28 protein-coding genes are annotated in these 26,947 nt (G+C 64.3%); 17 read left to right on the top strand and 11 right to left on the bottom strand.

What is annotated here, in order from left to right; genetic code table 11:
• Positions 1-19: 19 nt before the first annotated feature.
• The 3 genes from RP6297_RS18275 to RP6297_RS18285 all read right to left on the bottom strand — a co-directional run bounded on the left by RP6297_RS18275 (position 20) and on the right by RP6297_RS18285 (position 3,371).
• Positions 20-1,696: a methyl-accepting chemotaxis protein gene (locus RP6297_RS18275; RefSeq protein WP_009240167.1), complete on the bottom strand. Its 1,677-nt coding sequence runs from the start codon at positions 1,694-1,696 to the stop codon at positions 20-22.
• Positions 1,697-1,924: 228 nt separating this feature from the next.
• A complete protein-coding gene (locus tag RP6297_RS18280; protein ID WP_009240168.1) occupies positions 1,925-2,746 on the bottom strand; it encodes an anti-sigma factor family protein in 822 nt (273 codons plus the stop codon).
• Positions 2,736-3,371, bottom strand: a complete 636-nt coding sequence (locus tag RP6297_RS18285) for an RNA polymerase sigma factor (protein ID WP_009240169.1) — start codon at positions 3,369-3,371, stop codon at positions 2,736-2,738. Before RP6297_RS18285 ends, RP6297_RS18280 begins: the two co-directional genes overlap by 11 nt.
• Positions 3,372-3,568: 197 nt before the next feature.
• On the opposite strand from RP6297_RS18285, the gene RP6297_RS18290 reads away from it, so the two are divergent.
• Positions 3,569-4,528, top strand: a complete 960-nt coding sequence (locus tag RP6297_RS18290; protein ID WP_009240170.1) for a metallophosphoesterase family protein — start codon at positions 3,569-3,571, stop codon at positions 4,526-4,528.
• Between the two features lies 1 nt (position 4,529).
• Positions 4,530-4,907 (top strand): cupredoxin domain-containing protein, encoded by a 378-nt coding sequence (locus RP6297_RS18295; RefSeq protein WP_009240171.1) that lies wholly within the window; start codon positions 4,530-4,532, stop codon positions 4,905-4,907.
• A 70-nt stretch (positions 4,908-4,977) separates the two neighbouring features.
• On the opposite strand, the gene RP6297_RS18300 is transcribed toward RP6297_RS18295, so the two are convergent.
• Positions 4,978-5,496, bottom strand: a complete 519-nt coding sequence (locus RP6297_RS18300) for an SRPBCC family protein (RefSeq protein WP_009240172.1) — start codon at positions 5,494-5,496, stop codon at positions 4,978-4,980.
• Entirely contained in the window at positions 5,486-5,830 is a 345-nt protein-coding gene (locus tag RP6297_RS18305; RefSeq protein ID WP_009277053.1) for an ArsR/SmtB family transcription factor, read from the bottom strand. Before RP6297_RS18305 ends, RP6297_RS18300 begins: the two co-directional genes overlap by 11 nt.
• A 103-nt stretch (positions 5,831-5,933) precedes the next feature.
• Here RP6297_RS18305 and RP6297_RS18310 point away from each other — a divergent pair, with 103 nt between their 5' ends.
• From RP6297_RS18310 to RP6297_RS18320, 3 genes are all read left to right on the top strand, one after another.
• Positions 5,934-6,560 carry a J domain-containing protein gene (locus RP6297_RS18310; protein WP_009240174.1) on the top strand — a complete coding sequence of 209 codons (627 nt, stop codon included), beginning with the start codon at positions 5,934-5,936 and terminating at the stop codon, positions 6,558-6,560.
• 368 nt (positions 6,561-6,928) lie between these two features.
• Complete coding sequence (locus RP6297_RS18315; protein WP_037028879.1) at positions 6,929-8,320, top strand: ABC transporter substrate-binding protein; 1,392 nt, start codon at positions 6,929-6,931, stop codon at positions 8,318-8,320.
• A complete protein-coding gene (locus tag RP6297_RS18320; protein ID WP_009240176.1) occupies positions 8,317-11,259 on the top strand; it encodes a bifunctional diguanylate cyclase/phosphodiesterase in 2,943 nt (980 codons plus the stop codon). The genes RP6297_RS18315 and RP6297_RS18320 overlap by 4 nt, the downstream gene beginning before the upstream one ends.
• Before the next feature lie 95 nt (positions 11,260-11,354).
• On the opposite strand, the gene RP6297_RS18325 is transcribed toward RP6297_RS18320, so the two are convergent.
• Positions 11,355-12,260 (bottom strand): LysR substrate-binding domain-containing protein, encoded by a 906-nt coding sequence (locus tag RP6297_RS18325; protein ID WP_009240178.1) that lies wholly within the window; start codon positions 12,258-12,260, stop codon positions 11,355-11,357.
• Positions 12,261-12,426: 166 nt separating this feature from the next.
• Between RP6297_RS18325 and mdcA the strand changes: the two genes are divergently transcribed.
• The 10 genes from mdcA to RP6297_RS18375 all read left to right on the top strand — a co-directional run bounded on the left by mdcA (position 12,427) and on the right by RP6297_RS18375 (position 20,704).
• On the top strand, positions 12,427-14,115 hold the full coding sequence (gene mdcA / locus RP6297_RS18330) for a malonate decarboxylase subunit alpha (protein ID WP_009240179.1): 1,689 nt from the start codon (positions 12,427-12,429) through the stop codon (positions 14,113-14,115).
• A complete protein-coding gene (locus tag RP6297_RS18335) occupies positions 14,115-15,044 on the top strand; it encodes a triphosphoribosyl-dephospho-CoA synthase (RefSeq protein ID WP_009240180.1) in 930 nt (309 codons plus the stop codon). Before mdcA ends, RP6297_RS18335 begins: the two co-directional genes overlap by 1 nt.
• Positions 15,031-15,339 carry a malonate decarboxylase subunit delta gene (locus tag RP6297_RS18340; RefSeq protein WP_009240181.1) on the top strand — a complete coding sequence of 103 codons (309 nt, stop codon included), beginning with the start codon at positions 15,031-15,033 and terminating at the stop codon, positions 15,337-15,339. The genes RP6297_RS18335 and RP6297_RS18340 overlap by 14 nt, the downstream gene beginning before the upstream one ends.
• Positions 15,340-15,348: 9 nt before the next feature.
• Positions 15,349-16,194, top strand: coding sequence for a biotin-independent malonate decarboxylase subunit beta (locus RP6297_RS18345; protein WP_009240182.1), 846 nt, complete (start codon positions 15,349-15,351; stop codon positions 16,192-16,194).
• The gene (mdcE, locus tag RP6297_RS18350; RefSeq protein ID WP_009240183.1) at positions 16,191-17,021 is read left to right on the top strand and encodes a biotin-independent malonate decarboxylase subunit gamma; all 831 of its coding nucleotides are present in this window, start codon (positions 16,191-16,193) and stop codon (positions 17,019-17,021) included. The genes RP6297_RS18345 and mdcE overlap by 4 nt, the downstream gene beginning before the upstream one ends.
• A 361-nt stretch (positions 17,022-17,382) precedes the next feature.
• Positions 17,383-17,790, top strand: a complete 408-nt coding sequence (gene madL / locus RP6297_RS18355; protein ID WP_009240184.1) for a malonate transporter subunit MadL — start codon at positions 17,383-17,385, stop codon at positions 17,788-17,790.
• An 11-nt stretch (positions 17,791-17,801) separates the two neighbouring features.
• Positions 17,802-18,566, top strand: a complete 765-nt coding sequence (madM, locus tag RP6297_RS18360; protein WP_009240185.1) for a malonate transporter subunit MadM — start codon at positions 17,802-17,804, stop codon at positions 18,564-18,566.
• The gene (locus RP6297_RS18365) at positions 18,563-19,198 is read left to right on the top strand and encodes a malonate decarboxylase holo-ACP synthase (protein ID WP_009240186.1); all 636 of its coding nucleotides are present in this window, start codon (positions 18,563-18,565) and stop codon (positions 19,196-19,198) included. The genes madM and RP6297_RS18365 overlap by 4 nt, the downstream gene beginning before the upstream one ends.
• A complete protein-coding gene (mdcH, locus tag RP6297_RS18370; protein WP_009240187.1) occupies positions 19,195-20,130 on the top strand; it encodes a malonate decarboxylase subunit epsilon in 936 nt (311 codons plus the stop codon). Before RP6297_RS18365 ends, mdcH begins: the two co-directional genes overlap by 4 nt.
• Before the next feature lie 112 nt (positions 20,131-20,242).
• Positions 20,243-20,704 carry a hypothetical protein gene (locus tag RP6297_RS18375; protein ID WP_223293315.1) on the top strand — a complete coding sequence of 154 codons (462 nt, stop codon included), beginning with the start codon at positions 20,243-20,245 and terminating at the stop codon, positions 20,702-20,704.
• A 42-nt stretch (positions 20,705-20,746) separates the two neighbouring features.
• Here the strand turns inward: RP6297_RS18375 and RP6297_RS18380 are convergent, their stop codons facing one another.
• Positions 20,747-22,342 carry a peptide chain release factor 3 gene (locus tag RP6297_RS18380; protein ID WP_004632461.1) on the bottom strand — a complete coding sequence of 532 codons (1,596 nt, stop codon included), beginning with the start codon at positions 22,340-22,342 and terminating at the stop codon, positions 20,747-20,749.
• Between the two features lie 370 nt (positions 22,343-22,712).
• Here RP6297_RS18380 and RP6297_RS18385 point away from each other — a divergent pair, with 370 nt between their 5' ends.
• Both RP6297_RS18385 and RP6297_RS18390 read left to right on the top strand, forming a co-directional pair.
• The gene (locus RP6297_RS18385) at positions 22,713-22,940 is read left to right on the top strand and encodes a hypothetical protein (RefSeq protein WP_004632457.1); all 228 of its coding nucleotides are present in this window, start codon (positions 22,713-22,715) and stop codon (positions 22,938-22,940) included.
• Positions 22,941-23,063: 123 nt separating this feature from the next.
• The gene (locus RP6297_RS18390; protein WP_009240189.1) at positions 23,064-23,387 is read left to right on the top strand and encodes a hypothetical protein; all 324 of its coding nucleotides are present in this window, start codon (positions 23,064-23,066) and stop codon (positions 23,385-23,387) included.
• Positions 23,388-23,403: 16 nt separating this feature from the next.
• On the opposite strand, the gene RP6297_RS18395 is transcribed toward RP6297_RS18390, so the two are convergent.
• The 4 genes from RP6297_RS18395 to RP6297_RS18410 form a co-directional block, all read right to left on the bottom strand.
• Positions 23,404-24,417, bottom strand: a complete 1,014-nt coding sequence (locus RP6297_RS18395; protein ID WP_009240190.1) for a YihY/virulence factor BrkB family protein — start codon at positions 24,415-24,417, stop codon at positions 23,404-23,406.
• A 119-nt stretch (positions 24,418-24,536) separates the two neighbouring features.
• Positions 24,537-24,842: a hypothetical protein gene (locus RP6297_RS18400; RefSeq protein ID WP_009240191.1), complete on the bottom strand. Its 306-nt coding sequence runs from the start codon at positions 24,840-24,842 to the stop codon at positions 24,537-24,539.
• Positions 24,843-24,911: 69 nt separating this feature from the next.
• Positions 24,912-25,079 carry a DUF1328 domain-containing protein gene (locus RP6297_RS18405; protein ID WP_009240192.1) on the bottom strand — a complete coding sequence of 56 codons (168 nt, stop codon included), beginning with the start codon at positions 25,077-25,079 and terminating at the stop codon, positions 24,912-24,914.
• A 90-nt stretch (positions 25,080-25,169) separates the two neighbouring features.
• Positions 25,170-26,588 (bottom strand): sigma-54-dependent transcriptional regulator, encoded by a 1,419-nt coding sequence (locus tag RP6297_RS18410; protein WP_009240193.1) that lies wholly within the window; start codon positions 26,586-26,588, stop codon positions 25,170-25,172.
• Positions 26,589-26,947 lie beyond the last annotated feature (359 nt).

Raw genomic sequence — 26,947 nt, forward strand, 5'->3', positions numbered from 1 at the left:
AATGCGGATGCGCTGCAGATCAGGCTTCGATCTTGAAGCGCGACACGCCGGTACGAAGCTGGTTGGCCACCAGCGTCAGGTCATCAATCGCCTGCGACGACTGGCGCAGCGATTCCGCCGTCTGCTGTGCGGCTTCCGACAACTGCGACAGCGCCTGCGTGATCTGCTCGGCGCCGGTGGCCTGCGTCTGCATGCCCTCGTTCACCATCTGGAAGCGCGGCGCCAGCGTTTGCACTTCTGTAATGATCTGCGAGAGCTGCGTGCCGACCTGCTGCACATCGCGCATGCCGCGTCGCACCTCTTCCGAGAACTTGTCCATGCCCATCACGCCGGCCGACACGGCTGATTGGATTTCCTTGACCGTCTGCTCGATGTCGTAGGTGGCCACCGCCGTCTGGTCGGCCAGCCGGCGGATTTCCGTGGCGACCACCGCAAAGCCGCGGCCGTACTCGCCGGCTTTCTCCGCCTCGATGGCTGCGTTGAGCGACAGCAGGTTGGTCTGGTCAGCCACCTTGGTGATGGTGGAGACCACCTGGTTGATGTTGGTCGCCTTCTCGTTGAGGATCGCCAGCTTGGCGTTGACCGAACCTGCGGCTTCCATCACGCCGCGCATGGTGTCTTCCATCCGGTTCAGGCCGCTTTGGCTGGCGCCGGCCAGGGTGGCAGATTGCTCCGCCACGCTCGACACTTCGTTCATCGTGCGCAGCAGGTCGCGGGAGGTGGCAAAGATCTCGCGCGACGTTGCGCCAATCTCGGTGGTGGTGGCGGCCGTCTCGGCAGCGGTGGCCTGCTGCTCCTTGGAGGTGGCGGCAATCTCGGCCACGGACGTCGTCACCTGAAGGGACGACTTCTGCGCCTGCGAGACCAGGCTCGCCAGCTCTTCGGCCATGCGGTTGAACCCTTCTTCCAGCGTGCCGAATTCATCGTTGCGGCGCAGGTCCAGCCGGCCCGCCAGGTTACCGGTGCGCATGTCGTCGTGCGCATCCACCACCCGCGCCATCGGCACCGTGATCGCCTTGAACAGTGCATAGCCCAACACCAGTGCGGCGAGCAGCACCACGCCCAGCGCCACGGCCAGCGTGATCTCGGTGCTTTGAACAGACGCACGAATCTGGCGGGCCGACTCGTCGGCTACCGCCCGGTTGTCGGCGACCAGCTTGTCGGCCAGCGCCGTGGCCTCTTCCCAGACCGGCACGGCGCGCCGGGCGATGGCCTGCGCTGCCGGCTTGGAGGTGCGGGCGAGCTGCATGGCCTCGTTGAACATGGGCAGGTACTTGTCGACGACTGCGCGATAGGCGCGGAAGCGCTGGCGGTCGTCGTCGCGGTAGATGGTGCTTTCGTAGTCGGCCGAATGCTTGTCGAGATCACGCACGAGCTGTGCGGCGCGCTCCAAATCCCGATTGGCAAGCTCGGGGTCGACATCCACAAACAGCGCGCGCTCAAGGGTCGCGTGGCTGTTGCGCGTGGTCGCCCGCAGCGAGGTCGACAGATACAGCCCCGGCACGGAGTCGCGCTCGAGGCTCAGGGCTTCCTGGTCGATGGCGCGCAGGCGGTTGTAGGAAACGACCGCCATGATCACCATCAGCACGAACAGCACGCCGAAGCTGAGGACGATGCGGTTGCCAAGGGAGAAGCGGCCGCCGCGAAGCATGCCTGACAGGGTTGCGTTGCTGATGCGGGGCGTCGCAGAGACCATGTTTGAAACCTACAAGAAGCCAAAAAAGAAGACAGCGGCAAAAAAGCCGTGCGAGCGGCGCACAGCCGCCACACAGCACTGTTTGGAATGGTAAAGGAACGTATCGGTCACCGGAACCGAAACCTTCGTGATTTGGCGCCAGTACGAGGGTAAGCCCGTGCCTGGTCAACATCAAAGCGCGGCCCGTGGAGCACCCGCACGCACACAAAAGCCGCCCGGTGCCCAGCCTCAACCGCCGCGCAGGGCCCGCGCAAACGCTTGCGCCACGTCCGCAGACGCATCGGTGATGGCCCAATAGCCCATGCCGGCGTTGCGCCAGACGACAAGCTGGTAGCCGCGTTCGGTACGCACCGCCGGCTCGGTATCGCTGCCTGCCTCAGGGCGTACGTACAAATCGACAGGATGCTGCGACGAGCGGTAGACCAGCACCGCAACCGGACGCCCATCGATGTAATCCAACCGACCGCCGACCAGCGGGAAACCGCGCGCGGCAAGGTCGGCAACGGGCGGCGCATAGTCGATACGGCCGTTGAACCACGGCTTGACCGTATGACGATCCGATGACAGGACGTCAGTCTCCCGCGCCCCCAGCAGCGCGCGAACATGGCTGGCCGTGATGTCGTGCGCGGTGAGCGCCGCCGTATCGGGCCGACCCACGAACACGCCCACCCCAAGCGCCACCGCCGCCAGCGCGCCTGCTGCCAGACCGAGGCCACGCGATGGCGTGATCAGCCAGTTCATAAGCCGCTGCCATGGCGATTGCGCCTGGCGCGGCGCGCGCGTGGCAGCCGAAATCGGATCCGGCCGCATGCCGGCCTCCATCTGCACGGCACGCATCACCCGCTCGCTCAAACCCGCCGGCGCCTTCATGTACAGCCCCGGCGCACGCAGCCCCTGGCGCAGGGCCCGCACCACGCCATCGTGATTCGCCGCGATGTCGGTGCAGGCGGCGCACGAGCCCAGATGCGCTTCCATGTGCAGGCTGTCCGCCGCACCGAGTTCGCCATCGGCGCGGGCAGCCAGCAGCGCGCGGATGTCGTCACAGTTCATGGCGGGCCTCCTTGGTGCTGTTTCCCATACCACCCGATGCCCGGATGGGTGTCACATTGGTGCGCGGTGGCGCGTTGTCTTCCGTCAATAAACGTGCAAGCTGCTGCCGCGCACGTGCCAGGCGCGACATGACCGTGCCGATGGGCACGTCGACCACAGCGGCAATGTCGCGGTACGGCAGGTCTTCCAGCTCGCGCAGCACAAGTACCTCGCGATACGGCACGGGCAACTGCGCCAGTGCGGCATGCACGCGGCGCACGTCGTCGATGCGGGCGAGCAGCGCCGCGGGGTCGACGCCATAGCTGGCGCTGTCGTCGTTCGCCTGGCCGGCGGCCGCGTCGTCATCCCACGGCTGGGCGGGCGCCTGCTTGCGGCGCGCGCATTCCGAGAACCACGTGTTGCGCACGATGGCCAGCAGCCACGGGCGGCCGTCCCCGCCTCGAAAACCGCCGAACAGCCGGAATGCGCGCAGGCAGGCTTCCTGGACGATGTCATCGGCATCTTGCCCGTCACCAGAAAGCCAGCGCGCCAGGTTGTACGCGGCATCGACATGCGGCAACACCGCCTGCGCAAAGCGCTGGGCGTCGGTGGGCAGATCGAACGTGGGGTCTGGCAGGTCGTGCATGGCGGCCTGGAAGCGGTGGACCTCCGTATACCTGTGTGCAATCCAGTTTATTCCCGCGCCAAAATAATTTTGTGAAAACGCGAATCTCGTGGAATACGCGAGCGCCCCGGCCGGTATGACAGGCAGGACCGGCGCGTCCTTCTTCGCCCTCGCGCTGGACGGCCACTCAACTCAGTCATCGATTGCAGGGGACCCTCATGAGCAAGCAACCCGGACGACGCCAGTTCCTGCAACTGGCCGCGGTCGGCGGTCTGGTGTACGCATCCGGCCTGCCCGGCTGGCAGGCAATGGCGGCCACCACGCGCGCCGCCGGCGCCAAGCCAGACGATTTCTACTTCGTGCAGTTATCCGACACCCACTGGGGCTTCAAGGGCGCGCCCAATCCGGATTCGCAAGGAACGCTGCCCAAGGCGATTGCGGCGGTGAATGCGCTATCGCCCCCGCCGGACTTTGTCATCTTTACCGGCGACCTGAGCCACATCAGCGACGACCCTGCCGAGCGCCGCAGGCGCCTGGCCGAGTTTCGCGACATTGCCGCCAAGATCAAGGTGCCGGTGGTGCACTACATGCCCGGCGAACACGATGCCTCGCTCGACAACGGCGAGGCGTATATCGAACTCTTCGGCCGCACGCACTACGCGTTCGATCACAAGGGCGTGCACTTCATCGCCATCGACAACGTGTCGGACCCGTCCGCGCGCGTGGGCGACGCGCAACTCGCGTGGCTGGCGGCAGATGTGCGCTCCGTGCCGGAACACACGCCCATCGTCGTGTTCACGCATCGACCGCTGTTCGATCTGTACCCGCAGTGGGATTGGGCCACGCGCGATGGCCAGCAGGTCATCGACTTGCTGATGCCGCACCCCAACGTGACGGTGTTCTATGGCCACATCCATCAGGAACATCACCACATGACCGGGCATATCGCGCACCACTCGGCGCGCTCGCTGATGTTCCCGCTGCCCGCACCCCCCGCGCCGGGCTCGCAGGCCAAACGCAACCCGATCCCGTGGGATGCTGCTGCGCCGTATCGCGGCCTGGGCTGGCGCAGCATCACCGGGCACGGCAAGCAGGACGCCGCAACCTGGGCGCTGGCCGAGCAGCCGATCCAACCAAACAGCGAAGCCACCGCCGCCAAGACCCCGGAGACCACCTGACATGCGCGCCTTGATCGCACACAACCCCAAGCGCCGGCTGGCGCTGCGTCAGATGACCGTGCTTGCGGCAGGCGCGGCCCTCGCCTGCGTCGCTCACGGCGAGGGCCCGACGGTCATCCGCGTGCATGCGCGCAAGTTCACGTTCACGCCCGACAAGATCACGCTCAAGCGCGGCGTGCCCGTGGTGTTCGAGCTGACCGGGCAAGACATCTTGATGGGCTTTTCGATTCCGGATTTCAACGTGCGCGCCGACGTGGTGCCGGGGCAGACCGTACGGCTGGCGCTCACGCCGGACAAGACCGGCACGTTTGATTTCCTGTGCGACATCTTCTGCGGCTCCGGCCACGAGACGATGAATGGAACGTTGACCGTCACCTGAAGCACACCGTTGCACCTCCAACGCAAAGCGCCCCGACCTGTTCGGGGCGCTCTCGTCTGCAGACGCGGTCTTAAGCCAGCGCGTCCCGCCCGGCCAGGGCCAGCAGCAGTTCGTCGAGCCGCTCCATGGTGGAGGTCATGCCGTCTTTCATCCCCATGTCGATGACCTTCTGCACATCCTCTGGCGAGTTGTACAACACCACAGTCGTGACGAGGGTGCGTTCCTTCGCATCGGTAAAAGTGACATCCCAGCGGGCGCGGGGCATATCCGGATTCACGGCGCCGGCTTCATCAGAAAAAGCATCGAGCGCCGCGTAGCCATCGATCGGGTTGATCTTCTGATAGTCCAGGCGGCTCCAGAAAGACTCTCCATCGGGGGTGATCATGGCGTAGTGCCAGTAGCCGCCTTCCTTGAATTCCATATGCTTGGTCTTGGTGGTCAGCGGCTTGGGTGCAAACCACTGATCGAGCAGTTCGCGCTTCGTATGGCAATCCCACACCAGCTGGCGCTTTGCCGCGAACTCTCGCCTCACGGTGAGGCTGCTCTTTTGCATGTCGACGAGGAAATCAAACCGAAGATCAGCCTTCATTGCCTTCTCCTTGGAGTTTCTCTAAGAGCTTGTCCAGATTGCTGTACCTGCCCGTCCAGATCGCGTGCTGTTGCTCAAACCAGCGCTCGGCGGCGGCCAACTTCTTGCGCTCGAGCGTGCACGTCCGGATTCGGCCGCTCTTCTCAGAGCGGACCAGCCCGACGTCTTCCAGCACCCGCATGTGCTTCATGAAGGACGGCAGCGCCATGTCGAATGGTTCCGCCAGTTCACTTACCGACGCGGGCCCTTCACCGAGCCGTTGAATAACCGCCCTGCGCGTTGGGTCCGAAAGCGCGTGAAATACCGCGTCTAGCGCAATTCCATTGTTATCCATTTGGCTAACTATATACGTGAGAATGCGTTGATGCAACAAGGTTCGACAGCGTGTGGTGACACAGGTGGGCGGCCGGTCAGCATGCACACGTACCCATGCTAGGATGACCTTTCCCCCGGCAGCCGCCACACCGCACATGACGACCATCTACGCGACCCTCGGCGTGCAGCCGGACGCCACCCTGGACGAAATCAAGCGCGCTTACCGCCGCGCCGCAATGAAGTGGCATCCCGACCGCAACCCCGGCCGAGAAGCCGAGGCCTATGCGGCGTTCCAGGAAATTCGCGAAGCCTACGCGATCCTCTCCGACGCTGAACAGCGCCGTGTCTACGACGAGGTATTCGCACAGGAAATGCAGCGCTGGCAAGCGGAGCGCGATGCACAGGAAGCAGAGGAGCGCGCAGCGCAACGCGAGCGCGAACGCCTTGCGCAGGAGCATTACGAAAAGATGGTCGCCATCGCCATGCGCTTTGCCGACGAGGGCCACCATCGCGACGTCCTGTTCGGCGTGCTGCTCGGCCGGGACTGCGATGCAGAACTCGCCGCGCGCATCGCCGACAGCGTGTGGGCCTTGCAGGAAGCACGGCGCTCCCCCAAGCCTGCAACGGAGATGACCGACGCGCAGCCAGCGCCCGCACCCGAAGACGCGGCCTCCAAAGTCGACGAATCTGCAGTGCCGCGGCGTGCGTTCGAGTCGTTCTGGCAGGGGTGGTTTGGCTTGCGCCCCTAGGAACCGATTAGCCTGCCCGCTGACTGCGGATCATTGGTTGCAAGTCCGACTCGCGCTGCGGGCAGGAGCACCAAGGTTGTGCAGCACGAGCCTGCCAACACCTTCGTCACAAGCCAAACGTTTGCAAACTGCCGTGTGTCGAGGTGCCAAGTTCATTGAGGCACTGGGCCACATGGGAAACAAACGCCCACGCCCTGCGAGCATTAAAGGATTCATGTGGGCTGCCGATGAACAGATTGCGTCTGTTGCGGTTAATCAGCTTATTCGTCGTCATGCCCAACTATCCGCATTCTGTCTGTCGCATGGGCGCCCCGATCTGCCGGGCGTGGCGGGTGCTGCTGGCGCATGCCGTCATCTACAGGCAATCCATGCTCAGCAATATCGAGGGCCCCAAACGACGGACGGCCGCGAGAGGTCTCTCGTGCTCAGCGAGCCCAGCCGGCTCATACCGAAGCGAAAGCGAGCGTGACGTGCGACGAAGCCACTTTGCCCGGCTGCTATCCGGTCTGATCGGTTTGCTGGTTCTGTCCGGTTGCCAGCAGCAAGACGCCCCCATCACCAGTGCGCCCCCGCCGCACCGGACCAGCATTACGGCATTGATCTGGGCTCCGGACTGGCCCGAACAGATGCTTCAGATCGCTGCCGAGTTCAGCAAGCTCAATCCCGATGTGCAGGTGGACGTTCAGTTCATGATCGGCAATTCGGTCGAAGAGAACATCAAACCCCGCGTCGCTGCCGGCACGATGCCCGATCTCTTGAGCGTCAACCCAAATGCCTATTCGGCCGAACTGGCAGAACAGCGCATCCTGGCCAATGTCAGCCAGACATCGGCGTGGACCAACATGCTCGGCCCGCTCAAGCGGGACTGGACCAGCCGCCGCGGCACAGGATTCGGCATCTCGGGCGGTGTCGCAACGACGATGATCTACTACAACCGCGAGATGTTCGAAAAAGCGGGCGTCGACAAGCTGCCAGCAAATTTCGACGAGTTCCTGCGCGTTTGCGCGCAACTCAAACGCGCAGGATTCACGCCCATGATGTTGAACGGCGCATTCCCGAACATGCTCGGAAACGGGCCGTTTGCCTCGGGCTTCGCCAACAACGTGATCGCGCACGAGCCGAACTGGAAAAGCAAGATGGCCGAGGGCACGCTGGATCTCGACACCCCCGAGGTTGCCGATATCTTCGCCAAAATGGCTCTGCTGCCGGAACGTGGCTACGTCCAGGCGTCGTTCATGGCAACCGGCTACGACGACGGCATGCGTCTTTTCAAGGAAGGCAAGGTGGCGATGGCCTTCCAGGGCAGTTGGGCGGCGGGCCAGTTGCTGCACGGCAATCGCTTTGCGGTCGGCGCGTTCATTCCGCCATGGAATAAGCGCGGCGAGCAGGTGGTGCCCGTGCTCGGCAGCGAGACAGGCTTTGCCGTATGCGAGACCCCCAACAAGGCGGCTGCAAGGCGCTTTCTGGAATTCATCGCCGGCAAAGGCTTCCCGATCCTGCAGAGAAAGCGCCACAACATCTCCCCGTTCCAGCAAGACGCGGAAACGGCCGTCACTGACCCGGAAATCGTCGACTACACGAATACCGTCAGCCGCTATCTGGTGACTGCCAGCCCGTACTACTCGACGCTGCCTTCAAACACGCTCGAGTCACTGCATGGGTTGATGCAGGACGTGCTGCTCAAGAAGATGTCGCCCCGCCAAGCGGCCAAGCGACTCGACGAGTCGGTCAAGAATGAAGCGAAGATGCACTACAAATGAACTCGATCCCACGGTTCCTGCAGCGCGCTTTCGACTATCTCTCACAGGACCTGCTTCGCCGCGTTGAGATTCGCCACCGGCTGGTTGCCGCGTTCATCCTGCTGTCTCTGCTGCCGATCTGCATTTCGGCCAGCATTTCATACGTGAACTCGATCGCGGCAATCAAGGACAACGCAGAGATCTTCTCGAAGGAGGTGGTCAAGCAAGTCTCGAGGAACATCGAATTGCGCATGCGGCAGATCGAGACGGAAAGCAACTTGCTGGTGCTCTCCAATCGGGTTCAAGGTGCGCTTGCCAGGGCTGCGAGCGGCAACAGCAAGGAGCAAAGCGAGGCACGCCAGGACATGGCGCGGCTGCTCCTCGAGCATTACGGATCGGTTGATTTCATCAACCAGAAGTATCTGCTCGACAAGAACAACCGGATTCTCGACACCCAGGCCGCCACGCAATTGACCGAGGGTGTGACACGCCTCGTCTCACGCGCTCAGGACGAGCATGCGCACACGTACTGGGGCAGCTACGACAACGGTGTTGGACAGCAAAACGTCGGGGTGGTGCGCGCCATCATCGACAAGAACAGCAACCGCCAGCTCGGCAATCTGGTGCTGATCGTCCGCCCGGCATACTTCTCGACCATCTTCAACGACGTCGCCACGGGCAGCGGTACGCAAATCTACATTCTCGATGCGAGTAACGAGGTCATCATCCGGGCCGCCGACGCCTCGAATGATATCGGCGCACTCCCCGAACCCGGCCTGCTCGAAAACCTCGCGCGCAACGCGACATCGGGCGAGGCGCGAAGCTTTGTTGCGGTCGAGGGAAAGCGCGGAGGACGCTATTTGACTGCGTACGCAAAAATTCCCGGCACGACCTGGTTCGTGGTGAGCACCATCGCGGAGAAAAAGCTGACGGCCGAGGCGCAGGCGGTGCGCAACCAGATTGCGCTGGTCGGCATCTCGGGGGTTCTGCTGTCGATCTTCCTCGCCTACTTCATCTCGCACAGCATTTCTGCGCCGCTCAGGGAGCTGGTGCGCAAGGTGCACGATACCGGAGACGATGCCGGCGCCCAGGTGGACGAAGAAAAGCACGTGGAAGCCGGGGCCCGCGCCCAGGACGAGTTGAGCAGGCTCGCGCAGCGCTTCGAGAGAATGCGCGAAGCGATCAAACAGAAGATCCAGAAGATCAACGAGATCAATGCCTCGCTCGAGCAGACCGTCATCGAGCGGACGGCAGAGCTCGTCACGCGGGAGCGGGAATCTCGCACACTGATCGAGAACTCGCCCGACACGATTGCCCGCTATGACCGCGAGTCCCGCCGCATCTACGCCAACCCTGCGTTCTGTGCCCTTGCTGGTTGCAGCCTTACGGAAGCGCTCGGCAAGCGGCCCTCGGAACTCCCCGGCGGCGACAACGCGCGCGTCTACGAAAAGATCATCAGCGACGTCATTTCAAGCGGTACAAGCGCGCAATTCGAACTGAGATGGGCCGGCAAGGATGGGCAGGAACAATGCTCGCACGTCCGCCTCACGCCGGAGACCGACCAAGCCGGCAATGTGCATTCCGTGTTGGCGGTCGGTCGTGATCTCTCCGACCGCATGGCGTTTGAGGCAACCATCTGGAAACAGGCCAATTTCGATGCACTGACGGGCCTGCCAAATCGGCAGATGTTCCACGAGCGACTCGCGCAGGAAGCCAGTGAGCCAGGCCGTATCGGGCGGCGCATGGCGTTGATGCTGATCGATCTCGACCGCTTCAAGGAGGTCAACGACTCGCTCGGGCACGACAGGGGAGATACGTTGCTGATCGAGGCCGGCAAGCGCATCGGTTCGTGTGTGCGCCAATCGGATACGGTCGCCCGCCTTGGCGGCGATGAGTTCACCGTCATCCTGCCCAATGTGGATGACGCAGAGAGCGTTGAGCGGATCGCCCGGACCATCATCGGCAAGTTGGCCGAGCCATTCAAACTGGGCGCAGACGAAGCCTTCATCTCTGCCAGCGTTGGCGTCACGTTCTATCCCGACGACGCCCACGATCTTGACGTGCTGTTCAAGAACGCAGATCAAGCCATGTATGCGGCCAAGAACGCCGGGCGCAATCGCTTCAGTTACTTCAAGCCCGATATGCAGGTGGAGGCCGAACAGCGCCTGCGGCTCACCAGCGATCTGCGCACCGCGCTGCCCAGCGGCCAGTTTCAGGTCTACTACCAGCCCATCGTCGAGCTCGCCACGGGCGAGGTTTGCAAAGCCGAGGCGCTGATCCGTTGGCTGCACCCGGAGCGCGGCACCATCAGCCCGCATGATTTCATTTCCGTGGCGGAAGACACGGGCCTCATCGTCCCCATCGGCGATTGGGTATTCAAGCAGGCGGTGCGACAGGCGCGTCAATGGCGGGATCGGTTCCATCCGTCTTTCCAGATCAGCGTCAACATGTCTCCGGTGCAGATGCGGCAGGATGGCCAACTGTGCGCGCGATGGCCCGACTTCCTTGCACGGGAAGGGCTGCCCGCTCAGAGCGTGATGGTGGAAATCACGGAAGGGCTGCTATTGCAGGCCGAATCGCGGACGGACGAGACGCTGCTGACGCTGCGCAGCGCAGGCATCGGAATCTCGATTGACGACTTCGGAACCGGTTACTCGTCGCTTGCGTATCTCAAGCGCTTCGATATTGACTACCTGAAGATCGATCGGTCATTCGTCCACAACCTGAGCTTTGACGAAGACAACCAGGCACTGTGCGAGGCAATGGTCGTGCTGGCGCACAAATTGGGGCTCAAAGTCATTGCCGAAGGCGTGGAGACCGCCGAGCAGCGGGATTTTCTCAAGGCAGTCGATTGCGATTTTGCGCAGGGCTTTCTTTATTCGACCCCGGTTCCGCCGCATGAATTCGAACGTCGCGTCTGGCCCATGAGCGAAAAGCGCGCCGCTGATGCTTCCGCATGAAGGACCGGGACACGGAGTTTGAAGAGATCAGGCGCCGCTTCGTCGCCTACGCAGCGGGAGAAGCCCTTCATGTGGTACGGCACACATGAACATCGTTATCGCGCGCCCAGTAACCGGCACTCCGCCGACAACGCGAGCAGGTTCGGATCGCGCTCCCGATTGCGCTGCATCACGAGCACGATGTGCTGGCTGATGGCATAGCGCGCGGCCAGCGGAATCAGCTGCACCTTGGGGCTGAAATCGGCCACGCGACGCGGCAGCAGCGCATAGCCGATGCCGCCGCTCACGAGGTTCATGAGCGAGAAGATGTCGCCCACGCGCAGCGCAATCTGTGGCGCAAAGCCGGCCTTGTCGAAGGCGGCCATGAAGTCGTGATACGTCGCAAAGTCATCGCCGAGCGCAACGAACTTTTCGCTGCGCACGGTTTGCAAATCGATCTCCGCTGACGACGCATACGGCGAGCCCAGTGGCGCGGCAAAGAGGATCTCGTCGTCAAACATCGGCACGGTCAGCAGATCGGGATTGCGCAGCGGCTCGCCCAGTGCGATGACGATGGCGTCGAGCTGGCCGTCTTCCAGCTTGGCGAGCAGGCTGCGGTTCGAGCCCAGCGTGAGTTCGATGTCGAGCGCGGAGCGGCGCGTCTTCAAGCCCGCAAAGATGCGCGGCAGCGTACCGACCGTCATCGAATAGAGCCCGCCGATCTTCAGCGTGGTTGACGAAAACCCGGCCGCTTCGCGCGTGCGGCGCACGCCGGCTTCGCACTCGGCCAGGATCCGCTCCACGTGCTCGGCAAACACATAGGCGGTGGAGAGCGGAATCAGCTTGCGCCCATCGCGCTTGAACAGCGGGCAGCGCAGCCCCTCCTCCAGGGAATGCAGCGCGCGGTGCACGCTTACCGTGCTTTGCCCGAGCGCCTCCGACACGCGGCCCATGTTGCCCAGCGTCATGAACGACTGGAACACCTCCAGCTTCTTCAGGGTGATGTCTTCATCGATTGCCATGGCAGGGTCTCCTCCGGGCGCGTTCTGGCTGCGCACTGGTATCGGAATCGTCCATTGTTCCATTAACTTAAAGTTAATGAAACCGCGCCTAGGTTGATTGAAGTGCACCTTTTTACGGCATACGGTACAGGGCATCAAATCAATCCAAGGCTGGAGACGCCATCCCATGCAACCGATGCCCAACCAATCGGCAGACGGGGCCAACGCGCCCATCCCGCCCCAATGGCGCCGGCGGCGCGACGAGAAAGAACGCCGCCTGACTGCAGCCCGGCGCATTGCCCAGGGCAAGGTCATTCCCACCAGCGATATCGTCGCCGCGCTCGAAGCGCTGCTCGCCCCGGGCGATCGCGTCGTGCTGGAAGGCAACAACCAGAAACAGGCGGATTTCCTCTCGCGTTCGCTGGCCAAGGTCAGCCCCGAGCGCCTGCACGATCTGCACATGATCATGCCCAGCGTGAGCCGCGCTGAACACCTCGACATTTTCGAGGCCGGCATCGCGCACAAGCTGGACTTCTCGTTCGCCGGGCCGCAGAGCCTGCGCATCAGCCAGTTGCTGGCCGACGGGCTGCTGGAAGTCGGCGCCATCCACACCTACATCGAGCTGTATGCGCGGCTGGTCGTGGACTTGATTCCGAATGTGTCGCTGGTGGCCGGTTTCAAGGCCGATCGCGACGGCAACATCTACACCGGCCCGAGCACCGAAGACACGCCCGCACTGGTCGAGCCCACGGCGTTTTCCGATGGCATTGTCATCGTGCAGGTCAACGAGATCGTCGATGACGCGGCCGACCTGCCGCGCGTCGACATTCCCGGCTCGTGGGTCGACTTCATCGTGCAGGCCGACAAGCCGTTCTACATCGAGCCGCTATTCACGCGCGACCCGCGCCTCATCAAACCCGTGCACGTGCTGATGGCGATGATGGCCATTCGCGGCATCTACCAGCGGCACAACGTGCAGTCGCTCAACCACGGCATCGGCTTCAACACGGCGGCCATCGAGTTGATCCTGCCGACCTACGGCGAACGCCTGGGCCTCAAAGGCAAGATCTGCCGGAACTGGACGCTGAACCCGCACCCGACGCTCATTCCCGCCATTGAATCCGGCTGGGTGGAAAGCGTGCACTGCTTCGGCACGGAACTCGGCATGGAACGCTACGTCGCCGCGCGCCCCGATGTGTTCTTCACGGGCCGTGATGGCTCGTTGCGCTCGAACCGCATGCTGTGCCAGCTCGCCGGCCAATATGCGGTGGACCTCTTCATTGGCGCGACGCTGCAGGTGGATGGCGACGGGCACTCGTCTACCGTCACGCGCGGGCGCCTGGCCGGCTTTGGCGGCGCGCCCAACATGGGCCACGACCCGCGCGGCCGCCGCCACGCCACGCCTGCATGGTTGGACATGACGGAACCCGTGACGATGCTGGAGCGCGGCAAGAAGCTCGTCGTGCAGATGGTCGAAACGTTCCAGGAGGGCGGCAAGCCGACCTTTGTCGACACGCTGGATGCGGTGGCCGTGGCCAGGCAAAGCGGCATGCCGCTCGCGCCCATCATGATCTACGGCGACGACGTCACGCACCTGCTGACCGAAGACGGCATTGCGTATCTCTACAAGGCACGTTCGCTGGACGAGCGGCGCGCCATGATTGCGGCGGTGGCGGGCGTCACATCGATCGGCCTGCGGCATGACCCATCCAAGACCGAACAGATGCGCCGCGACGGCCTGATCGCGCTGCCCGAAGACCTCGACGTGCGCCGCAGCGATGCCAGCCGCGAGCTGCTCGCCGCCAAGAGCATCGCCGACCTGGTCGAATGGTCCGGCGGCCTGTACGACCCGCCTGCGCGCTTCCGGAGCTGGTAATGGAAAAGACATTGCAACGGCCCCTGCCGGCCAGCCCGAAAGCACGCGCGAAGCGATTGGCCGCGCTGGTCGAGTCTGCCCTGATCGACGAGGTAACGCTGTCGCCCAAACCCGGCCTGGTGGATGTGCGCGGCAACGGTGCGCATCACGATCTGGACTGGACGCTGATGGTGCATTCCGCGCAGACGCTGCGCCCCGCGTTTGAAGCCATGGCGTTGGCCGGCGCGCAAATCGAAATGCAGGCCGGCGCACAACTCGCCCTGCGCGAGCGCATCGGCCGCCTGGGGCGCGAAGGCGAAGCAGCCATGCTCGAGGCCACCGGCGGCGTCAACACGCACCGCGGCGCCATCTGGGCGCTGGGCTTGCTGGTGACGGCTGCAGCTCAAACACCGCCTGCAGTGGACGCAGCCGCTGTTGCACGCCGCGCCGCGCGCCTGGCGAACATTCCCGACCGCTTTGCCCCCGTCTCGACTGGCCACAAAGGCGAGCGCGCCTGCAACGACTATGGCGTCGGCGGGGCCAAGGGCCAGGCCTGCGCCGGCTTCCCGCACGTGATCAAGGTGGCGCTGCCTGCGCTGCGCGAAGCGCGTGCGGCCGGCATCCGCGAAGACCACGCACGCGTGGATGCATTGCTCGCCGTCATGGCCGCGCTGGACGACACCTGCGTGCTCGCACGCGGCGGCGCCAAGGCACTGCACGTCGTGCAAACCGGCGCGGCCACCGTGCGTGCAGAAGGCGGCTTGGCAACAGCACAAGGCCGCCGCGCTTTCCGCACGCTCGAACAAGACATGCTGGCGCTGCACGTGTCGCCTGGCGGCGCAGCCGACTTGCTAGCCGCGGCGCTCTTCCTAGACCGCCTGCCCGCAAACGCGCACGCAGTGTCCGACACCGAATCCGCTCATCAGGAAACCGAACATGGAGCATCTTGATTTTCAGTTCACCGGCGGCGCACCCGCTGGGCGCCGCGCGTATGCCGGCGTGGTCGGCTCGGGCGACCTTGAAGTGCTGTTGACGCCGGGCAAGGCCGGCCACATCGACGTGGCCATCACGACGTCCGTCAATGGCATGAGCGCGACGTGGCAGGCGCAGCTTGCGCGTGTGTTCGGCTCGCACGCGTGGCCGGCGGCCAAGATCATCATCAACGACTTCGGCGCGACACCGGCCGTGGTGCGGTTGCGGCTCGAGCAGGCGCTTGAAGCGCTTAACGCGCTGGCGCAATCTTGAGGAGAAGCCATGTCACGCAACCCGATTGAACGCGACAGCTTTATCGAACGCGACGCGCGCCGACGCGCGATTGCGCTGCTCGACCCCGGCACCTTCCGTGAGCTGCTGGACCCGTTCGAACAATTGACCTCGCCGTGGCTGCCGCGTCAGGGCATCGTCACGCAGGCCGATGATGGCGTCGTGGTGGCGCGCGGCACGCTGGGCGGGCATCCCGCGGTGGTGCTCGCCATTGAAGGCGCCTTCCAGGGCGGCAGCATGGGCGAAGTGTCCGGCGCCAAGATTGCGGGCGCGCTGGAGCTGGCGGTGGAAGACAACCGCAACGGTATTCCCACACGCGCCGTCATCGTCTTCGAAACGGGCGGCGTGCGGCTTCAGGAAGCCAACCTGGGCCTGGCCGCCATTGCTGAAATCCACGCAGGCATCCGTGCTTTGCGCGAGTACGGGCCGGTGATCGGCATCACCGCAGGCGTGGTCGGCTGCTTTGGCGGCATGAGCATCGCTGCAGGCCTGTGCAGCTACCTGCTGATGACGCGCGAAGCACGCCTCGGCCTGAACGGCCCGCAGGTGATCGAGCAGGAAGCCGGCATTGAAGAATACGACTCGCGCGATCGCCCCTTCATCTGGAGCCTCACCGGAGGCGAACAACGCGCCGCCACCGGCTTGGCCGATGTCTGCATCGAAGACGATTCCGTCACGATCCGCGCGCAGGTGATCGAGTGGCTGCGTGCCGGCGCACCCGCGCGCCAGCGCAGCGAGCAGATCGACCACTACCTCGCCCAACTTGCCGCTGTCGACACGTCGCGCCAAGCCACCGCAGAAGATGTGCGCGCGCACTACGCAAAGGACGTCGCATGAGCCAGAACGAACTTTCCACGCGCGGCGCGACCTGGATGCGCGCGCTCGCCGTCGGCACACCGGTGCCGGGTTACGGCAGCACGCTGCAAGTCGTCGATGCCGCGCTCGCGGGTCAGCCGGCTCGCTACATCGCCGTCGTGCCCGATGCCGAGAACCGCTTCCCCCGCGCACGCAACGGTGAAGTCGGCCTCGTCGAAGGCTGGCAGCTTGCGCGTGCCGTGCGCGATGCCATGCGTGCCGATGCAGGGCAGGAAAAGAAGCGCGCCATCGTCGCCGTCATCGATGTGGCAAGCCAAGCCTACGGCCGCCGCGAGGAGGCCTACGGCATCCACCTCGCGCTGGCTGCAGCGGCGGACGCCTACGCTGCCGCACGCTTGGCCGGCCACCCCGTCATCGGCCTCATCGTCGGTCGCGCCATGTCGGGCGCATTGCTCGCGCACGGCTACCAGGCCAATCGCCTGCTCGCCCTGGACGATGCCGACGTGATGGTGCACGCGATGGGCAAGGCCGCAGCCGCGCGCGTAACGCTACGCTCCGTGGCCGACCTGGAACGCCTCGCGCAAGAGATTCCGCCCATGGCATACGACATCGCCAGCTTCGCGTCGCTCGGTTTGCTGTGGAAACTGCTGAAGGTGAAGTCTGCCGACGCGCCAGATGCAGGCGACGTCGACACCGTGCAGACCGCACTCGCCGCAGCACTGGCCGACATCACAGCCGACCCATCACGCGGCCTGGAAAGCCGCCTGGGCGCACCGCTGCGCAGTGCGTCCTCAGAGGTACGCAAACGCCTGCGCGAGCAATGGAACGCGCAGCCAGAAGGCGCATAACAAATAGGAGACACATCACGGCGCGAACCTAAAGCACCAGATGGTGTGGCCGCACCCTGCCCTATGCGGCGCCTTGAATTTTTGTGAGCGGGCGGAAAAAGGAAGGAGGCTGTCTGAGCGCAGCGAGTTTGCCTCCTTCCCCGCACGGTCACGGAAATTCAAGGAGTCTTTCGCCACATCGGGCGCGCCTTTCTTTGCTTACTTTCTTTGGCAAGACAAAGAAAGTAAGTCAGCCCCGGCAGGGGATGAAACAAGGGATACACCACCAACGCAATCAACGCAAAAACGACCAGTCTTCAACCCTCGATCACCCAAACACCACAACAGGCGACCCATCGCCGTTCCTTCAGGAGACAAAGACGTGATCATCTACGGTACAACCCTGCTAGCGCTATGCCACATAGCCGGCCTCTTCCTGGGCGATCTACTCGGCCAGGCCATCGGCGTGAAGGCGAACGTGGGCGGCGTGGGCATCGCCATGCTGCTGCTCATCTTCGCGCGGCTCTACCTGCACAAGCGCGGCTTGATGCCTGCCGCTACAGAGGCAGGCGTCTCGTTCTGGGGCGCGATGTACATCCCCGTGGTGGTGGCCATGGCAGCCACGCAGAACGTCGTCACGGCACTGCGCGGCGGTCCCGTTGCGTTGCTCGGTGCCATCGGCGCGGTGATCGTGTGCGGTGCCTGCATCGCGGTTATCAACCGCACAGGCAAAGCAGAAAACCGACAACCGCTGCCGCCACTGCCTGAAACCGAACAAGCCCGCGCCTAAGGAGCCGCACCATGCTGTCAATGCTAGAGAAAGTTCTGCAGCACAACGGGCTGGTCGCGGCGTTCGCGCTGGTCGGCATCGTCATGGGTCTGTCGATGTGGGTGTCCAAGAAGCTGACGTTCGGGCGCGTGCACGGCTCGGCCATCGCCATCATGATCGGGCTGGTGCTCGCCTATTGGGGCGGCATGCAGACCGGCGGCGAGCGTGGCCTGGCCGACCTGAAACTGTTCGGCGGGATCGGTCTGATGGGCGGGGCCATGCTGCGCGACTTCGCGATCGTGGCCACGGCTTTCGAAGTGCAGGTGACCGAGGCGCGCAAGGCCGGCATGATCGGCGCCATCTCGCTGCTGCTGGGAACGGTGCTGCCGTTCATCGTCGGCGCCTGCGTTGCCTATGCCTTCGGTTACACCGATCCGGTGAGCGTCACCACCATCGGCGCGGGTGCCGTCACGTACATCGTCGGGCCGGTCACCGGAGCGGCGCTCGGCGCCACCTCCGATGTGATGGCGCTGTCGATTGCGACGGGCCTCGTCAAGGCGATCCTGGTGATGGTCGGCACGCCGTTCGCGGCCAAGGCGCTCGGTCTGAACAACCCGCGCGCGGCCATGGTGTTCGGCGGGTTGGCGGGTACGGTCAGCGGGGTGTCGGCAGGTCTGGCGGCTACCGACCGACGCCTGGTGCCGTACGGCTCGCTGGTGGCGACGTTCCATACAGGTCTCGGTTGCCTGCTCGGGCCATCGATCCTGTTCCTGGCCACACAAGCGCTGCTGCGATGACAACCACGCTGCTGCGTGCGCACGATCTGCTGTGGGTATCTGAGACACCCGTGGCGACGGATGGCGCGCCCTTGCCGGACTGGGCCATCACGGCGTGCCGGCAAGGGGCGCCTGTCGTGGTGCGACGCGCACCGCGCGGCACCGATGGTTCCGTGCCGGTCGGCCTGCGCGGCGGCGCGCGGCATGAACGCTGCGCAGCAACGGTAGCCGCCAACAGGATCACGCGTGTGGTCTCGCCCGAGGCGCTGGCGGCCCAAGCGACCTCCATCGCACACGACGCGCCATTCGCGGCGCTGCGCACCTTGCGCGCGCTGGCGCCCGGCCTCAATGCACTCGGCTGGGCGTGGGGGCCGACGGGCGGCGCCGGCTTTGCGCTCGCCAGCGGCTTGCCGGTGCTGCATGCGGACAGCGATCTCGATCTCGTCGTGCGCATGCCGCGTGCCCCGTCGACTGCGCAACGCGATCAGCTCGTCCGCCTGTTCAGCGATACCGAGTGCCGGGTCGATTTGCAGATCGACACCGGCTGCGGCGGCTTCGCGTTACGCGATTGGCTGGCGTCGCCGCATCAAACGTTGCTCAAGACCGACCACGGCCCCCGGCTCGTCGCAGACCCATGGAGCGACGCGGCATGAGCATCCTGTTCATGTTTCCCGGGCAGGGCAGCCAGCGCGCGGGCATGCTGCATGCGCTGCCTGGTGACCCGGCCGTTGCGCAGACGTTGACCGAAGCCGGCGACGTGCTCGGCGTCGATCCGCTCACGCTCGACACCGCAGAGGCGTTGCGGTCGACGGTGGCCGTACAGCTTTGTCTCTTGATTGCAGGCGTGGCCGTGGCTCGCACGCTGGCTCGGCAGGACGCAGGGCCGGACATGGTGGCGGGCCTGTCCATTGGCGCGTGGCCTGCGGCGGTCGTGGCGAGCGTGCTTGATTTCTCCGATGCACTGCGCTTGGTCCGCCTGCGGGGCCAACTGATGGAAGACGCGTATCCAAGCGGCTACGGCATGGCCGTCACGGCGGGGCTGACCGAACCCGAAGTCGCCGCCATCGTTGCGCAGGTCAACTCGGCGGCCACGCCAGCCTATGTCGCCAACCTGAACGCGGAACGGCAGATTGTCGTGGCGGGCAGCGATGCGGCGCTCACGCAAGTCATGGCGCGCGCGCAAGCGGCGGGCGCATCCACGGCAACGCGGCTGTGCATGGCAGTGCCGTCGCACTGCCCGCTGCTTGGCGCACAGGCCGGCGAGTTGGCGACCGCTGCCGCAAAGGTCACGGCCCACGCGCCGCAACTCACCTACGTCAGCAGCAGTCGCGCGCGGGCGCTATTCCGCGCGAACCTCATCGTTGAAGACCTGGCGTGGAACATGGCGCGACCGGTGTTGTGGCATGACACGCTGCGGCATGCGCTGGAACGCGGCGCACGCATGGCGGTGGAGGTGCCGGGCGGCGGCACGCTGGCGCGTCTGGCGCAAGGTGTGTTTGCGGACGGTGCGGTGCTGGATGCAGGCGCCGGGCGGGATGCGGTGCGGGTGCGGATACAGCGACAGCGCCGCGGGGACGGCCTTTGAATTATCTGGGTCATGGACTTTTCAGCGGCATTCCGGCATCGTTGCGCGCCACATTTCATCGCTCGTGAGAGGTCCCGAATTGCGCGTCCTGTGCATTGCCGCCATCGCCACCTTGTTCGCCACCTCCGCGTTGGCGGCCACCACGGAAACCGCCGAAGAAGAACTCGCAAGCTGGTACTACGTCGCACAGTCATTGACTTACGGCGGCTACGAAACCGAAGGCCTGAGCTTTTACGCCAACTGCGAGTACGAGCGGCTCTCCGTTGCGGTATCCACGAGTGGGCAATCGGAGCACAACGGAACAGCCCTCCGCATCCAATTCGCTTCCGGCCCTCTTCGTTTAGCGATCCCGGCGCGCCTTGAAGTGTCCGACATGGAAGCGTATGCCGTGGGTGACGTGAAGTCGCGGGCGCGCTTCTACGCGTTGTTCCATACAGGCACCCCAATCACGGTCAAAGTGACCGGCGCAGACCCGCAGCCTCTGCAGCTTCTGCAGCTCTCACCGCGAAACGCCGACACCGGTGCCCGCCAGCTTGAAGCGGTTTGCCCGGTGTCGCGCAGAACGGATCAATAAAAAACGGGGCACATGGCCCCGTTTTTTTTGGCTGCTCGCCGCTTAGACGATTTCCCGTGTTTCCATGAACTGGATGTCCGGAAAGCGCTCCTGCGTCAGGCGCAGGTTCACCTGGCTCGGTGCCAGGTACACGTAGTCGCCCGCACCATCCAGGGCCACGTTGTGGCCGGCCTTGTCGATCAGCTTGTCGATATCTTCCTGCTTGCCGCGCAGCCAGCGAGCCGTGGAGCACTCGTGCGGTTCGAAGATGGCATCGACGCCGTACTCGTGCTCCAGGCGGTGCGCCACCACGTCGAACTGCAGGATACCGACGGCGCCCAATACCAGGTCGTTCGACGCCAGCGGACGGAACATCTGCGTGGCGCCTTCTTCGGCCAGTTGCTGCAAACCCTTCTGCAACTGCTTCAGACGCAGCGGATTGTTCAGGCGCGCGCGACGGAAGAACTCCGGCGCAAACGACGGGATGCCCGTGAACTTGAGCGCCTCGCCTTCCGTGAAGGCATCACCCAAGCGGATCGTGCCGTGGTTGGGCACGCCGATGATGTCGCCGGCGAAGGCCTCTTCCGTGGTGTTGCGGTCCTGCGCCATGAACGTGATGGCGTTGTTGATGGCGACCGTCTTGCCGGTCGACACCTGCAGCAGCTTCATGCCGCGCTCGAAGCGGCCCGAGCACACGCGCACAAACGCGATGCGGTCACGGTGCTTCGGGTCCATGTTGGCCTGGATCTTGAAGACGAAGCCGGTGAACTTCTCTTCCATCGGCTTGACTTCGCGGGTTTCGGTGGGTCGCGCCAGCGGCTCGGGCGACTGGTCGACCAGTGCATCGAGCAGCGACTGCACGCCGAAGTTGTTCACTGCCGAACCGAAATACACCGGGCATTGCTTGCCGGCCAGGAACGCCTCTTTGTCGAACGTGTGCGATGCGCCGCGCACGAGTTCGATGTCGATGCGCAGTTCTTCCGCTTGCGAGCCCAGCACGCGATCCAGCTCCGGGTTATCCAGACCCTGGATCAACCCGGCAGTGGCGCCCTTCTCGCTGTCGGCGTTCGGGTCGAACAGCTGCACCGTGTCGTTCACCAGGTGATATACGCCCTTGAACGACTTGCCCATGCCGATGGGCCACGTCATCGGCGCGCACTGGATCTGCAGCACGCTTTCGATTTCATCGAGCAGCTCGATGGGCGCACGGCCTTCGCGGTCGAGCTTGTTGATGAACGTGAGGATGGGCGTGCTGCGCAGCCGGCAGACGTTGAGCAGCTTGATGGTCTGCGCTTCCACGCCGTTGACGGAGTCGATCACCATCACCGCGGAGTCGACGGCCGTGAGCGTGCGGTACGTGTCTTCCGAGAAGTCTTCGTGGCCCGGGGTGTCGAGCAGGTTGACGATGTAGTCGCCGCCTTCGTTCCGGTACGGGAATTGCATCACCGAGGACGTGACGGAGATGCCGCGCTGCTTTTCCATCTCCATCCAGTCGGAGGTGGCGTGGCGGTTGGCTTTACGTGCGCGCACGGCGCCGGCCATCTGGATGGCGCCGCCGAACCACAGCAGCTTCTCGGTCAGGGTGGTTTTACCCGCGTCCGGGTGGGCAATGATGGCGAACGTCCGGCGGCGCCGGATCTCCTGCTGCAGCGTACTCACGGGCAAAAACCGAAAGGGAAGGAGTGAAAAATGCGGATGGTTGCGCACGTGGTCGGTGCGCTGGCTGGCGGGTATCCCGGCGGCCGATGGACTGCCCGAACGGCGTTGTCAATCCGGGGCAGCCGAGATTGTACGCGATCGGCGCCCCGGCTTAGGATCAACTGACCCGGGCCGCAAGCGCGGGAAACTCCCTAGGAACCGTCCCCCGGACGGACGAGACCAACCCGTTGTGGGAATGCACTGACAACCCTTTCGGAGCCGGTGTTATCGAAGTTGTCATGAAGCTCCCGTATTGTGGAGTCCGTCGCGAAACCCGCCTTTGGGTACGCCGCGATATTTGAAGAAGCAAAGAAGCAAGGAGTCCAACATCGTGCGTAGTCGAATCCCTGTCGATCCGGCAGTGCAACGCATCATCGAGACCACCCGCAAGGCGTGGCAACTCGACGAGCAAAGCGTGCGCGCGGCGCGTCAGCAGCGTGCCGCCAATCGCCGCAAACGGATCAAGGCCCTGCCGCAGGACAGCCTGCAGGCACTCGCCGCACTCGCCCTGCAAGCTGAAATCTGGGCCGTGCGCAAGACCGTGGTGACGGTCGGCTAGCCGCGCAGTTCCTCACCGTGTCGAGGGCCACAGTCGTGGCCCTTTTCTTTTGGCATCGCGCAACGTCTGGGGCATGACGGTTGCTTGCTACGAGAGTGACGTTACCCAGCTCAGGAGGCCCAGATGACCGAACTGAACCCGAAGTCGCCCGGTAGCAATGGCACAAACGGCACGAACGGCGCCCACGGTGCGACCGTCACCACGCTGCATCCGCAGATCGACCACACCGCGCAGCGCGTGAAAGATGCGACGGCGGAGGGGATCGACCGGCTCGCGAGCGTCCTTTCCACCGCGCTTACGCAATTCGACAGACGCACTGAACAGTTGAAGAACCTGCATGCGAATGTCTCGGAGCAGGCGAGCGGCTCCGTGCGTCAGCATCCGGTCATTACGATCGGCCTCGCTTTTGTGGCGGGGATGCTGCTGGAGCAGTTGACGCGGGATTGAGCGCTGAGCGGGCGTGTCAGCGCCCGTCGCGTGGGGCGCTGGCGCTGCCGCCTGTGGTTGTTGTTCCATTAGACAGGTTGGCCGCCAGCGTCGGGTTGAGCAACGCCGCCTGCGAGGCGGCGCGGGCCCGGCCAGCGGCTTCGTACTGCCGGCTGCCGAACTGCAGCGCATATTGCCGCGTGACGAGCGCGCCAAAGAAGAAGATCTGCGCCGAGTAGTAAATCCACAGCATCAGCGCCACCACCGAGCCCGCCGCTCCGTACGACGATGCGACGGCGCTGTTGCCGAGATACAGGCCGATGAGGTGCTTGCCAAGTGTGAAGAGCAGCGCCGTCACCACCGCGCCCAGGGCGACGTCGCGCCACGCCACGCGCGTTTCCGGCAGCATTTTGAAGATGGTGCCGAACAACAGTGCCACGACCGCAAATGAAAACGCCGACGACAGCACCTGGGCCGCAGCCAGCGCAATGCTTGACGTCGAGCCGGACCACAGCGCGCCCCAGAAACGCTCCACCACCGCCAACGCCGCGTTGACGGTGAGCGACACCAGCAGCAGAAACGCCAACACCAGGATCAAGCTGAATGACAGAAGGCGTGAACGCAGCAAGCCCCACATGCCGGGCTGCTGGCGCGAGGGCACTTCCCAAAGCTCGTCGAGGCTGTCTTTGAGTTCGGAGAACGCGGTCGTGGCGCCCGCCAGCAACAGCACGACCGCTGTGACTGCCGCGAATAGGCCACTGCCGGAGCGCCGGGTCGCGGCAAGCACGGCTTCCACTGCAGACGCGCCCTGCGCGCCTACCAATCCTTCGATCTGCCCGAAGATTTCACCCCGGGCGGCCTGTTCACCGAAGAACAAGCCCGCGATCGAGATGACAAGCACCAGCACCGGTGCCATCGAGAACAGCGTGTAGAACGACAACGCAGCGCCCTTGCTCGCGGCGCGATGCGCAGACCATTGCTGCACTGCCCCGATCAGCACCTGGGCAGATCGCTTGAGCAGGGCGCGGTCGAAGCAGGCAGCCAGGCGCATGGATGTTCCTTACAAAGCGACGCGGCCGGCGCAGTGCCGGCCTGGACCTCGAGCCTAGTCAGCGCACGGCGCGCGCGCAAGCACGCCACCGTGGCCGCCATGAAGGAAGGCTTTCGCCCTCAATCGTTGCTGCGCCCCAGCAACCGGCTGATCAGAAAGCCGGCACCGAACGCCAGGCCGATCGTCGCGAGCGGATACGAATGCATGCATTCGGCCGCGTTGCTCATCAGCCGCTGCTGGGAAGCGCGCAACTGCTCGCGCTTGGCAGCCGCTTCGTCGAGCGCGGAAGCCGCAGCGTCCGCGGTGCGATCGATGGCCTGCGCCGTGGTCGCCTTCACACGCTCGGCGGCCTGCTCCACGTCGCTGCGGATGAGGTTGCCGTTGGCATCGGATTTGGGGAAAGGATTGGTTTGAGACGGTTCCATCAGTCAGCGCTCCTGGAGTTGCATGGCGTCGTGAGAGCCGGGTTGAAAGCTGTGCGCATCATCCCGGCGTCATCCTCTGCCCGCGACCAGGCCCCAGATGAGGCTGACCACAAACAGCACCACGAAAATCATGAACAGAATCTTGGCGATGCTCGCTGCGCCGGCAGCGATGCCGCCAAACCCGAGCACGGCCGCAATCAGGGCGATGATGAAAAAGATGACTGCATAACGCAGCATGGTGACCTCCTGTGCAGTTGAGTGAGCTTGCCGCCATGGGGCGGATACCCCACGGGATCAGCAAGCCGCGTACCGCGCCAGGAACTCCGGTTATGCCTCGGTGGCATGCGCGCGGCCGGAGCCCGCACTGTTGCTGGTGTTATTGCCCTCGCCAACGTCCTCGGCAGAGCTGCTGCCGTATTCCTCCAGCCGGTTGTAAAGCGTCTTCAGGCTGATACCAAGCAGCTCAGCCGCCCGCTTTTTCACACCCCCGCACTGCTCCAGCGTGGCAAGAATGATCTTCTTGTCGGCGCTTGCCAGCGATGTGCCAACCGGAATCGTCAGCGTGGAACCGGACGAGGTCTGCGTGCTCGACACCTGCAGCGGCACGTTCGCGGTATCGATGCCGGCTTCGTCCGACAGGATGTACGCGCGTTGCACGTAATTGCGCAGTTCGCGCACATTGCCCGGCCAGTGATAGCCGCGCAGCGTCTCCATGGCCGGCGGCAGGAATGCCTTCTTGGTATTGCTCTGCGCGTTGAGCTGGTCGAGGAAATGCTGGGCCAGCAGTTCGACATCCTTGCCGCGCTCGCGCAGCGGCGGCAGTTGCAGCGGAAACACGTTCAGGCGGTGATACAGGTCGGCGCGCAGCTTGCCGTCTGCCACGGCTTCTTCGGGGTCGCGGTTGGTGGCGGCAATCACGCGCACATCGGAATCGATCTCGCGGTTGGTGCCCACGCGCATGAACACGCCGGTTTCCAGCACGCGCAGCAGTTTGACCTGCAGTTCGATCGGCATCTCGGTAATTTCATCGAGGAACAGCGTGCCGCCGTTGGCGCGTTCGAAGTAGCCCTTGTGCTGGCGGTCCGCGCCGGTGAAGCTGCCACGCTCGTGGCCAAACATTTCCGACTCGATCAGGTTGGGCGAGATGGCGCCGCAGTTGACCGGCAGGAACGGTTGCTTGCGGCGCAGGCTGAGGTCGTGAATGGTCTGGGCGGCCAACTCCTTCCCGGTACCCGACTCGCCGATCAGCAGCACAGTCGCCTCGGTGGGCGCGACGCGGCTGACCTGGTCATACAGCGTCTGCATCGCCGTCGAGTTGCCGAGCATCTGGCCGAACAGGCCCAGGCGCCGCAGCTCGCCGCGCAGGTTGCCGATTTCCGCTTTGAGATCGCCGGGGCGCGGAATGCGCGCCAGTACGGATTTCAACCGTTGGAAGTTGACCGGCTTGACGAGGTAGTCGGCCGCCCCCATGCGCAGCGCCTCGACGGCGGTTTCCACGCTGGCATGCCCCGTCATGACGATGATCTCGGTACCCGAGTGCGACGGGATGTCTTCCATCAGGTCCATGCCGTTGCCGTCAGGCAGGACAAGATCGATCAACACGGCATCGGGGCTGTGACGCGACATCTGAATGCGCGCATCGCGCAGCGACCCGGCCAGCGCGGTGGTGAAGCCCTCGGCACCCACCAGCTCGCCCAGAGCAGCGCGTGCGTTGGCATCGTCTTCGACAATCAGGATATGTGGCATCTCAATGTGGTTGGATGAGCCGGCAGGTGCCGGCGGTCATGCATGGCGCAACGGTACGCTTGGCAGCAGAACCGGCGGCAGCTGCAAAAAGTATTCCATCTAATACACCCCCGGACATCGCACGGGCACACCCACGTCGACGATATGGACGCTGGTAATTTTTACACGCACGCGTGCAAGAAATGGATCGAATACATCACTCCAGGGCGGACCGCTGGAACTACGCAGAAGTCAGCATAGTTGAGAAGGCCAGCGCTTCGCCACCTGCGGGCGGAAATGGTCACCGTACGTCGCATGGCCATGTGAAACCCGCGCGGCATCTGCGTCTCGGGCCCGTTTCTTGTCAGCGTTTGACCGAC

Origin of the sequence: Ralstonia pickettii (assembly GCF_016466415.2) — a bacterium.
Taxonomy (GTDB): domain Bacteria; phylum Pseudomonadota; class Gammaproteobacteria; order Burkholderiales; family Burkholderiaceae; genus Ralstonia; species Ralstonia pickettii.